Origin of the sequence: Streptomyces sp. NPDC046215 (assembly GCF_040646215.1) — a bacterium.
GTDB lineage: Bacteria > Actinomycetota > Actinomycetes > Streptomycetales > Streptomycetaceae > Streptomyces > Streptomyces stramineus.
The window spans coordinates 1-9,522 of record NZ_JBEYZW010000142.1 but is presented as its reverse complement, the minus strand read 5'-3'; the positions used below and the strand labels follow the sequence as shown (position 1 = coordinate 9,522).

General features: G+C 74.4%; 8 protein-coding genes. 5 read left to right on the top strand and 3 right to left on the bottom strand.

Annotation, left to right across the window (positions count from 1 at the left end):
- Nucleotides 1–134: 134 nt before the first annotated feature.
- Together ABZ951_RS32755 and ABZ951_RS32750 are read right to left on the bottom strand one after the other, a co-directional pair.
- Nucleotides 135–1,424: a M64 family metallopeptidase gene (locus tag ABZ951_RS32755; RefSeq protein ID WP_344095420.1), complete on the bottom strand. Its 1,290-nt coding sequence runs from the start codon at nt 1,422–1,424 to the stop codon at nt 135–137.
- Between the two features lie 142 nt (nt 1,425–1,566).
- Complete coding sequence (locus tag ABZ951_RS32750) at nt 1,567–2,892, bottom strand: alpha/beta fold hydrolase (protein ID WP_344095418.1); 1,326 nt, start codon at nt 2,890–2,892, stop codon at nt 1,567–1,569.
- 171 nt (nt 2,893–3,063) lie between these two features.
- Between ABZ951_RS32750 and ABZ951_RS32745 the strand changes: the two genes are divergently transcribed.
- From ABZ951_RS32745 to ABZ951_RS32735, 3 genes are all read left to right on the top strand, one after another.
- Nucleotides 3,064–4,434, top strand: a complete 1,371-nt coding sequence (locus ABZ951_RS32745; protein WP_344095416.1) for a helix-turn-helix domain-containing protein — start codon at nt 3,064–3,066, stop codon at nt 4,432–4,434.
- 470 nt (nt 4,435–4,904) lie between these two features.
- Complete coding sequence (locus tag ABZ951_RS32740) at nt 4,905–5,594, top strand: response regulator transcription factor (RefSeq protein WP_344095414.1); 690 nt, start codon at nt 4,905–4,907, stop codon at nt 5,592–5,594.
- Entirely contained in the window at nt 5,591–6,718 is a 1,128-nt protein-coding gene (locus tag ABZ951_RS32735; RefSeq protein WP_344095412.1) for a histidine kinase, read from the top strand. The genes ABZ951_RS32740 and ABZ951_RS32735 overlap by 4 nt, the downstream gene beginning before the upstream one ends.
- A 43-nt stretch (nt 6,719–6,761) precedes the next feature.
- Here the strand turns inward: ABZ951_RS32735 and ABZ951_RS32730 are convergent, their stop codons facing one another.
- Nucleotides 6,762–7,145 (bottom strand): STAS domain-containing protein, encoded by a 384-nt coding sequence (locus ABZ951_RS32730; protein WP_344095410.1) that lies wholly within the window; start codon nt 7,143–7,145, stop codon nt 6,762–6,764.
- Between the two features lie 371 nt (nt 7,146–7,516).
- Here ABZ951_RS32730 and ABZ951_RS32725 point away from each other — a divergent pair, with 371 nt between their 5' ends.
- Both ABZ951_RS32725 and ABZ951_RS32720 read left to right on the top strand, forming a co-directional pair.
- Entirely contained in the window at nt 7,517–8,077 is a 561-nt protein-coding gene (locus ABZ951_RS32725) for a sigma-70 family RNA polymerase sigma factor (RefSeq protein ID WP_344095408.1), read from the top strand.
- Entirely contained in the window at nt 8,074–9,414 is a 1,341-nt protein-coding gene (locus ABZ951_RS32720) for a maleylpyruvate isomerase family mycothiol-dependent enzyme (protein ID WP_344095406.1), read from the top strand. Before ABZ951_RS32725 ends, ABZ951_RS32720 begins: the two co-directional genes overlap by 4 nt.
- The last annotated feature ends 108 nt before the right edge of the window (nt 9,415–9,522 follow it).

Below are 9,522 nucleotides of genomic sequence, written 5' to 3'. Positions count from 1 at the left end.
CTCCACCTCTCCCCCCCCCCCCGCCGTTTCGGGGCGCGGGGGGGGGGCCCCCCCCGCCCCGGCGGGGGGGGGCCGGGCCGCCCCCCCCCACCCCCCCCCCCGTCCGGGGGGGGGAACTCACCCCCTGGGGGCGCCTAAGGCACGACCCGCCAGCTCAGTGAACCGGTCAGGCGCTCCTTCAGGCCCGGGTCGCGGACCGCGCCCGTGGTGTCGGCGGCCCTGGCCGTCACCGTGTGCCGGCGGCCGTCGGCCGGGACGCCCAGGGACCGCGGAGTGACGCTCGTACGGCCGCGGGCCGCGAACGCCTCACGCCCGTCGACGTACCAGCGCACGGTCACCGTGGCGGCGGCCGGCCGGACCGTGATCCGCTCCCCGCGCCGCACCGGGCCACCGGCCGCGGTATCGCTGCTCAGCACGCTCGCGTGACGGTAGAAGCCCGCGATCATCGCCTCGCGGCCCGGCAGGTTGAACTCCTGCCCCAGGGTGCGCATCAGAGAATTTTCGGTGGGCCGGAAGAGGCCCTTGGGGTAGTAGCCGCCGCCCTCGAACGCGCCGACCGGGCCACCGTCCGGCGAGGGTTCACCGACCCAGCGGAACCACTTCTTCCGCTGGGCCGTCAGCTGCGCGGCCGTGAGCTTGGAGGTGTTGACGTCCGCCGGTTCGGGGCCGGTGTAGGTGCCGTACTCGTCGTACTGGTACTCGTCGGCCAGCTTGCCGAGGGAGTGGCCCATCTCGTGCACCGCGACCTGGTCGGACTTCGCGTGGTCGGAGGAGGCGGTGGCGATGCCGTCGTAACCGACCTGTGAGACCACGTCGTTGTAGCCCGCGCCGCCGTACTTGGTGGAGTTGGACAGCACCACGACGAGATCGGCGGCGGGTGCCTTCGCCGCGTAGGACTCGACCCGGCCGGTGTCGACGCACAGAAGACGTTCGATTCCGTCGCAGAAGAACCCGGACCGCAGAGCGGTGTCGCGTACGACGCCCCGGGCGGGGTCGCCGGAGACGCCCGACTCCTTGGACACGGCGTCGACCGCCCAGACGTTGAAGAGCCTGCCGTAGGAGGCGTACGGCTCGACGGCAGAGATTTTCGCCCACTTGGCGCGGGCGTCGGCGTGGAAGTCGTCCTGCTGGTCGGCGGTGTAGCCGTCGCCGATGACGACGACATCGAGGGTGCTGCCGACCGGGCCGTTGGTGACGAGCGGCGTCACGGCCCCGTCACCGGCGGCCGACGGACGCAGCGGACGGGCCGGGGTGGGGGACGCGTGGACGGTGGTGTGTCGGGGGTGGCCGTCGGGGCCGGTGAAGTACTCGACGTGCTGGGTGCGTTCAGGTGTCGGCGTGGCGCCGGAGGCTGTCGTGGTGAGAGTGGCGGCCAGCGTCGCCGTGAGGGCGACACCGGCCGCGAGGGATATGCGTCTGCGCATGGGGGGTCCTCCCGTGACCCACCGCTGTGTAAGTGGTGAGTCAAGTCGCGTTAAGGCGCCGCTTAACGTAGAGGCTGGAGGAACCCCGGGCAATGGATGCGGCGCGAGCGCGTGCGGGAGGCGAACGCGGGTGACCGGGCGGCTACGCCTCGTCCCGTACCAGCCTCAGCAACCGGTCCAGCACCGCGCGGCCCCCGGCCCGCACCCCGTCGTGCTCATACTCGTCCGTCACCCAGGTGCGCAGGCCGCCGATGGCGCGGGCCGTCCGCAGGGAGTGCGCGGTGTCGACGTAGAGGTCGTCGTGGTAGATCGCGGCGGCGACGGGGACGGTGTTGCGGGCGAGGCGGTCGGGATCGTAGAGGGGGGTCCAGCCCTTGCGTTCGGCGAGGAGTTCGGCGGTGTGGCGCAAGGGGCGCAGGGCGGGGTGGGTGCGCAGCATCCAGGGGTGGACGGTCTCCCCCGTGAACAGAAAGCGCGCGCCCGGTTCGAAGGGCCGGTCGAACTGCGGGAATTCCGCGCGGACCCGCTCGGCCGACCAGTGCGTCGGCCGCCCGTCCTGGGCATAAATGGCCTCGTGGAGGATTGCGTAGAGAGGGCAGTGGGCGCGGGAGAGGACCGCCGCGGCCTGCTCGGCGAAGGTGTCGGAGAGCCGGGGGCCCGCGAGGGTGTCCACGAAGGCGTCCTCCAGGAGGTAGTGCAGCCGGTGCGAGCCGTCACCGGTGCCCAGGAGGATGCCGAGCTGCTGGAACGCCTCCACGGTCAGGAGCGTCCCGTCGGGCAGCACTTCCTCGCGTTCCGCGAGGTGGGCGGCGATGCGCCGGGCGGCCTCCTCGTCGCCGGGGTAGCGGGCGTAGTGGGTGAGGCTCTTGTGCTCCATGCGCGGGTAGGCGGCCCGGTAGACGGTGTCCGCGTCGGCGTCGAGGGACGGCAGCCCGCCCGTGATCAGGACCTCCGCGAGCCCTTCGGGGGCGTACGAGAGGTAGGTGACGGCGCAGAAGCCGCCGAAGCTCTGGCCCAGGACCGTCCACGGCCGGCCGCCGGTCAGCCGGGCCCGGATCAGCTCGCAGTCGCGGACAATGGCGTCAGCGCGGAAGTGGGCGAGGTAGTCGGCCTGTTCGGCCGGGGTGCCGCGCAGAGGCAGCGTCTGCCGGTCGGCCGGGGTGGAGCGTCCGGTCCCGCGCTGGTCGAGGAGGAGAACGCGGTAGTCGTCCAGGGCGCGGTCGAGCCAGTTCTCCCGGCCGAGCGGACGGCCTGCGGCGAAGCCGGGGCCGCCCTGGAGGTAGAGCAGCCAGGGCAGGTCGTCGCCCTGCCGGCCGGTGGCGACGACTTCGCGGGCGTAGAGGCGGATGTGTTCGCCACCGGGATCCTGATGATCGAGCGGTACGTCGAAGTGGTGGTCGGTGAGGAGGAGTCCCGGCTGGCGGAAGACCGCCGCCCCGGCGGCCCTCTGTCCGATGTGCTGTGGCATGGCTCCATCATCACGTGAACGGCGCAGAAGTCGGCTTGTCCGATGAGTTTGTTCGACTTCGATCGGCTCGTTCGGCGTTGTTCGGTTCGTCCGGCGTGAAGCGGACCATTCCGGCGCCGCGCGGGGCGTTTTACGGCGATAGTCAAAGGCGTTACCAACCGAGGGGCAGCAGTGGCCGAGAACAGCACCCACCGCATACGGGCCGGCGAGCCCGCCGACATCGGCCGGCGCGTGCTGCGGCTGCGCACGGAGCTGGGCCTCACCCAGAAACAGCTCGCCGAACCCGCCTACACCGCGGCGTACGTCTCCACCCTGGAGGCGGGCAAGGTACGCCCGTCCGACACCGCGCTGCGCCACCTCGCCGAGCGCCTGGGCATCACCGTCGACGAGCTCAGAACCGGCCGCTCCCCCCAGCTGGCCGCGGAGCTGCGGATGCGGCTCACCGACGCCCGGCGGGCCCTGGCCACCGGTGCCGCCGAGGACGCCGCCGCCCTGTTCGCGGCCCTGTACGAGGAGGCCGTCGAGCTCGGCCTCGGGCCCGAGCAGGCCACCGCGCTCCTCGGCCTCGGCGACTGCGCCCTGGACGCCGGGGACCTCACCGAGGCCCGGGACCGCTTCGCCGCCGCCGAACAGCTCCTGGCCGACGAGCCCCTGCCGCGCCGCGTCCCCGCCCTGCGCGGCCGGGCCACGGCCCACCTCCTCGCGGGCGAACTGCGCTACGCCTGCTACCTGCTGGAGACCGCCGTCGACGAGCTGAACGCCTCCGGGCTGCACGACCCGGACGCGCTGCTGCTCCTGTACACCGCCTCCATCGCCCCCTACATGGACATGGGCGCCCACGCCCGGGCCTCCCACGCCGCGGAGCTGGCGCTCGCCCTCGCCCCGCAGGTCGCCGACCCCGCGCTCGTCGCGAGCATGCACCGGGGCGTGGCCCGCACCCTCATCGCCGAGGGCCGCATCCCCGAGGCCGACGCCTCCCTGGCCCGGGCCCAGCAGCTCTACCAGCAGTTGCACATCCGCACCGAGCTGGCCCACTGCCACTGGATGCGCGGCTACGTCCGCGCCCAGGACGGCGATCTGGAGGGCGCCGAGAGCGAGCTGCGCACGGCCCGGGACATGCTGGCGTCCAAGCGGGCTGCACTGTTCACGGTGCAGGTGGAGGTGGAGCTGGCGGACGTGCTGCGGCGGCGCGGCAAGGCGGCCGAGGCGGAGGCGCTGCTGAGCCCGCTGCTCGCCCCCTCGGCGCTGGGCGCCGAGCGCGGCGCGGTCCACGCGGGCGGCGCGCACCGGCTGCTGGGGCTGATCGCGGAGGAGCGGGGGGACACCGAGTCGGCGGAGGAGCACTACTGCGCCGCCCTGTCCCTCCTGGAGCGCACGGGCGCCGCGGGTGACCTCGCCGACCTGTGCCGGCTGCTGGGCGACCTGCTGCGGCGCACGGGGCGGACGGACGCGGCCCTGGACGCGTACCGCACCGGCCTGGGCCACCGCGCGGCCCCGGGCACGACGACCCTGGGCCCGGCGCCGACGGCACCACCGGTCTGAGGCCCCGGGCCACCGTCCCCGCCGAAAAACCGTTCCGGCCGAAGAAGTCGTCCCTGCTGAAAAAGCCGCCCCGGCTGAAGAACTCATCCCTGCCGAAAAACCGTCCCGGCTGAAAGAAGAGACAAAGAAGAGACACGGACAGGCCGCCGCTTGTGGGGGACGCGGCGGTCCGTCCGTGTGCTGCCGCACGCCCGGGTGGGGCGAGGCCGGTGCGCGCGGGCGCTGGCGCGCCGTGTGCGACCGGCGTTCGGGGGTGGCCCCCGGCATGATGCAGCATGGAGCACTCTGCCGGTCGGGGCACGCAAGCGGAATCCGCCGTGGGTCCCGGACCACCCCCGCCGATCGGCGGGGGTGGGACCGCCCCGAGGGTGGAGCGCCACACTCCGTTTTTGTCGGACCGGTGCGGCAGGCTGGAGAACGGCGGTGCCCCGGTCACGACGGCACCCGGGGAGAAGACGAGGGAGCGGTCGGTGATCCGTGTTGCGGTGGTGGACGACGAACAGCTCGTCCGGTCCGGGCTGCGGATGATCCTGGGCACGGCCCCGGACATCGAGGTCGTCGCGGAGTGCGGCGGCGGCGACGCCGTGGAGACCGTGCGGGCCTGCTCCCCCGAGGTCGTCCTGCTCGACATCCGCATGCCGGACGTCGACGGGCTGACCGTCCTCGCCGCGCTGCGCACCCTGCCCCGGCCGCCCGCCGTCGCCATGCTCACCACCTTCGACGCCAACGAGTACCTCGCCGCCGCCCTGCGCGAGGGCGCCACCGGCTTCCTGCTCAAGGACACCGATCCGGAACAGCTCGTCCAGGCCGTGCGGACCCTCGCGGCGGGCGGCAGCGTGCTGGACCCCGGGGTGACCCGCGCGGTCATCGGCGGCTACCTCGCTTCCGAGGCCGAGACGAAGGCCGCCGAGGCGGTGTCCGCGCTCACCCCGCGCGAGCGCGAGGTCCTCACCCACCTCGGCGCGGGCCTGGCCAACCCGCAGATCGCCGAGCGGATGGGCCTGGCGCCCAGCACCGTCAAGGACCACGTCCGGGCGCTGCTGGCCAAGCTGGGCGGCCTCAACCGCGTCCAGGCGGCGATCGTCGCCGACCGCGCCGGGCTGGTCGGCCCCCGCCCGGGCCGCCGTCCCGCCGTCGGCCGGGCCGAGGGTGCGCGATGAGAGTGCCCGCCGCGGTGCGGCGGGCGGTGCCCGTCGTCGTGCCCGTCCTGCTCGCGGTCGTGGACGCGCTGCTCGTCAACGGGCCCGGCTTCGGCCTGGACCTCGCGGTCTCGCTGATCGCCGCTCTGGCGCTGCTGTGGCGGCGGCGGTTCCCCCTCACCGTCTACGCGGCCACCCTGCCGGGCATCTACATCGGCTACATCTGGTTCGCGCCGATGATCGCGCTGTACACCGTCGCCACCCGGCGCACCGACCGCCGGCTGCTCGCCGCCGGCGCGGTGCTGCTGGCCGCCGCGCACTTCCTGCCGTACCCGATCTCCGCCTTCTCCCTCGCCGACCGCCGGGAGTCGGGCCTCCAGCTCGTCGACGCCTGTGTCACCGCCGCCACCCCCGTCGCCCTCGGCCTGCTCACCCGGACCCGCCGCGAACTCGCCGCCCGGCTGGACGAGCTGACCCGCAGCCGCGCCCGCGAGGACCGGCTCCTGGCCGAACAGGTGCTGGCCACCGAGCGCGCCCGGCTCGCCCGGGAGATGCACGACGTCGTCGCCCACCAGGTCAGCCTCATCAGCCTGCAGGCCGGTGCCGTGCAGATCAGCACGGCGGACGACCAGGCCCGCGACGGGGCCCGCAGGATCCGCGAGCTGTCGGTGCGCACCCTGGAGGAGCTGCGCCACATGGTGGGCATCCTGCGCGCGGCCGGCGCCGACACCGAGGAGCTCACCCCGCAGCCCAGCCTGGCCGACCTGCCGCGGCTGATCGAGATGAGCGCGCTCGACGTCACGTACGAGAGCGCCTGCGACCCGGCGGCGGAACGCTCCGAGGCGGTGGAGCGCGCCGCCTTCCGCACCGTGCAGGAGGCGCTGACCAACGCGCGCAAGCACGCGCCGGGCGCGCGGGTGCGGGTGCGGGTCGCCGAGACGGCGGCGGGAGGGGCCGCGGGGCTGCTGGTGGAGGTCCGCAACGGGCCGCCGGACGCGGCCGTGCCGGTGCCGGATCTGCCCGGCGGCGGCCACGGCCTGGTGGGGCTGCGCGAGCGGGCGCAGAGTCTGGGCGGGACGCTGGAGGCGCACGGGACGGGGGACGGCGGCTTCGTCGTCCGGGCCGGTTTTCCGCGCGAGGGGTGAGACGAAGCGTCCGGGCGGGGTGAGGGGGCCGGGTGGGGCGGGGCTAGGCGGAGAGGGGCTTGGGGTCTTCTTGGGGCTCGTGGGTGGCCGCGGCCAGGTCGGGGTAGATCTCGAACAGCCGGCGCACCCCGAGGGCCGCGAGCACGCGGTTGACGTGCGAGCCGTCGACCGCGCCCTGCGCGGGCAGAATGAGCCGCAGCCGGCCCTGGCAGGAGCGCATCAGACGGCGGGCCGCGATCAGCACGCCGACGCCGCTGGAGTCGCAGAAGCGCACCTCGGCGAGGTCGAGCACCAGACTGCGCCGCCCGTCGGCGACCGCGTCGTGCACGCGCTGCCGGACCACCGGCGACGTCACCAGGTCCATCTCACCGGAGACCCGGAGGACTGCCCAGTCCCCCCGCTCGGCGTCCTTCACCTTCAACGTCACGTGCTCGAAGCCCCTTCGCTCGGTCACTCGTTTCCCGGAACGGACCCTTCCTCGGTTGCGGCTGCCCGACCGCCTCCCGGTGAAACTCAGCGGTGGCCACCGGCCCCCATCGAGCCTATGCCCAGCTCGCACCCCGAATTCTCCTGGATACGGTCACACCCGCATAACACATCGGCACATTCGCGCACTTACGATCTATAACGATCGCTTAGCGGTGCGGAACGTGACGGTGGCAATACCATCCGCCGCCGATCCCCACCGACTTTGCCGCAAAGGCGACTGCGTTGTCGGACCGTCCGACTACATTCGAAAGACAGAGCGGCGCGCCGTGCGCGGGACCGCGCGCACGGTGGCGGGCAGGGAGGGGAACCATGGCGACCGAGGCACCACCGCGCTGGGACCGCAGGATGCAGCAGCGGCTGGCGCACGGTGAGGCGGCGGCGCTCGGCGAGCTCTACGACCGCTTCGCCTCCCTCGTCCACACCCTCGCCCACCGCGTCCTCGACGACGAGACGGCCGCCGACCGCGTCACCCGCGACGTCTTCGGCTACGTCTGGGAGAACCCCGGCGCCTACGACCCCCAGCAGAGCTCGCTGCGCTCCTGGATCGCCACCCTCACCCACCGTCAGGCGGTGGACCGGCTACGCCGGACGCAGAGCGACGCCGGCACCCCGGAGGAAGTCGAACAGAAGGTGCTCGCGGCCTCCGCCGCCGCCCGCGCCGACTACATCGTCACCTCCATGCCCGCCCCCTTACGCGCCGCGCTCGACCTCGCCTACTTACGCCGCCTCGACTACCGCCAGGCCGCCGCCGACCTCGGCGTCACCGAGGACGAGGCGCGACGCCGCCTGCGGCTCGGGCTCCAATTGCTCTCCACCGCCCACCACGGCCCCCGCACGGCCCCGCCGCCCCGGCACGGAGGCGCGCGATGAGCGGGATGGGAGGGCGCGACGGCGCCGGTGAGGAGCCCAGGGGCGTGCCGCCCCGCATCTCCATACCCCCGCAGCGACCCCCGGCCGAGGACACGCCGCACTGGGCGGACCGGACCGCGGCACCTCCGCCCGGCCCCGGGCCGTCCGGCCCGCCCGGGTCCACCCCGCACGAGAACACGGCGCACGCGACCATGCCGAACGACCCGGAGGCGGTAGCCCCGCCCGCCGCCCCCACCCACAAGGTCCTCAAGTCCCTGCTCGGCGCCTGGGCGCTGGCCGCCTGCTCCGGCGAGGAGACGGCCGCCGTCGAGGAGCACCTGACCGACTGCGCGAGCTGTGCGGACGAAGCCGTCCGGCTGCGGGACGCCGTCGCCCTGCTGCACCCCCAGGACAACCTCGATCTCGACCCCAAGCTGCGCTCCCGGGTCCTCACCGCGTGCCTGGGCCGCCGCCCCGCCCGCATCCCCGTGCCCGGCTGGGCCGCCCCCTACGACGCGGAGACCGCCCGCCTGGACGCCCTGCTGCGGGACATCGGCGAGGCGGAGTGGCGGGCGCCGGTGCGCCTGAAGTGGTTCGACGGGCAGCGGGCCGTGGGGCGCGACAGCACGGTGGCCGCGGTGATCGGCCACCTCACCGCGGTGGACAGCCTGCTCTCCGCCGCCTTCGGCCTCCCGGACCCGCTGGGCCCCGGGGCGCCCGCCGCGCCCACGGACCGCACCGAGGCGTTCTGGGCCATGGACCGCGCCCGCCCCGCCGGGCGGGCCCCCGGAGCGGTGCGCTCCGCGTGGCGCGACCAGGCTCACGCCCTCATCCGGAGCGTGTCCTTCACCGGGGACGAGGAGCCCGGTCCGGCCGTCTCCTACGGCGCGTTCGAGCTGCCGCTGCGCGACTCCTTCGTGGAGCGCGCCTTCGAGTGCTGGGTGCACGCCGGGGACATCGCCGAGGCGGTCGACTACCCGTACGCCCCACCGGCCGCCGGTCACCTCCACCACATGATCGGCCTGGCGGTCCGGCTGCTCCCGGACGCCATCGCCGGGCGCCGCCGCGCGGGCCTCGCACCGCCGCCCCGGGCCCTGGTCGCGGCGGGCAGCCCCGGCCGCACCCTGCACCTGGAGGTCGAGGGCAGCGGCGGCGGCCACTGGTACGTCCCGCTGGACTCCCCCGGAGCGCTCGCCTCACCGGAGGGCGAGGTGGCCCATGTCGCGCTCGACGGCGTGGAGTTCTGCCGGCTGGCCGCGGGCCACGTGCCGCCGCAGGAGGCGGCGGCGGGCCAGAAGGGGGATCGTGAGGCGATCCGCGACGCGCTGTTCGCGACCGCGTCGCTGTCGCGGCTGTAAGCGGGTGCCGTCGTTTCCCGGGGTCGTCCACGGCGGTATCGTCGCGACGATTCTGGACGAGACCCTGGCCCAGGTGGTGTACCGGACCGGTCGCGTGTCCGCTTTCAC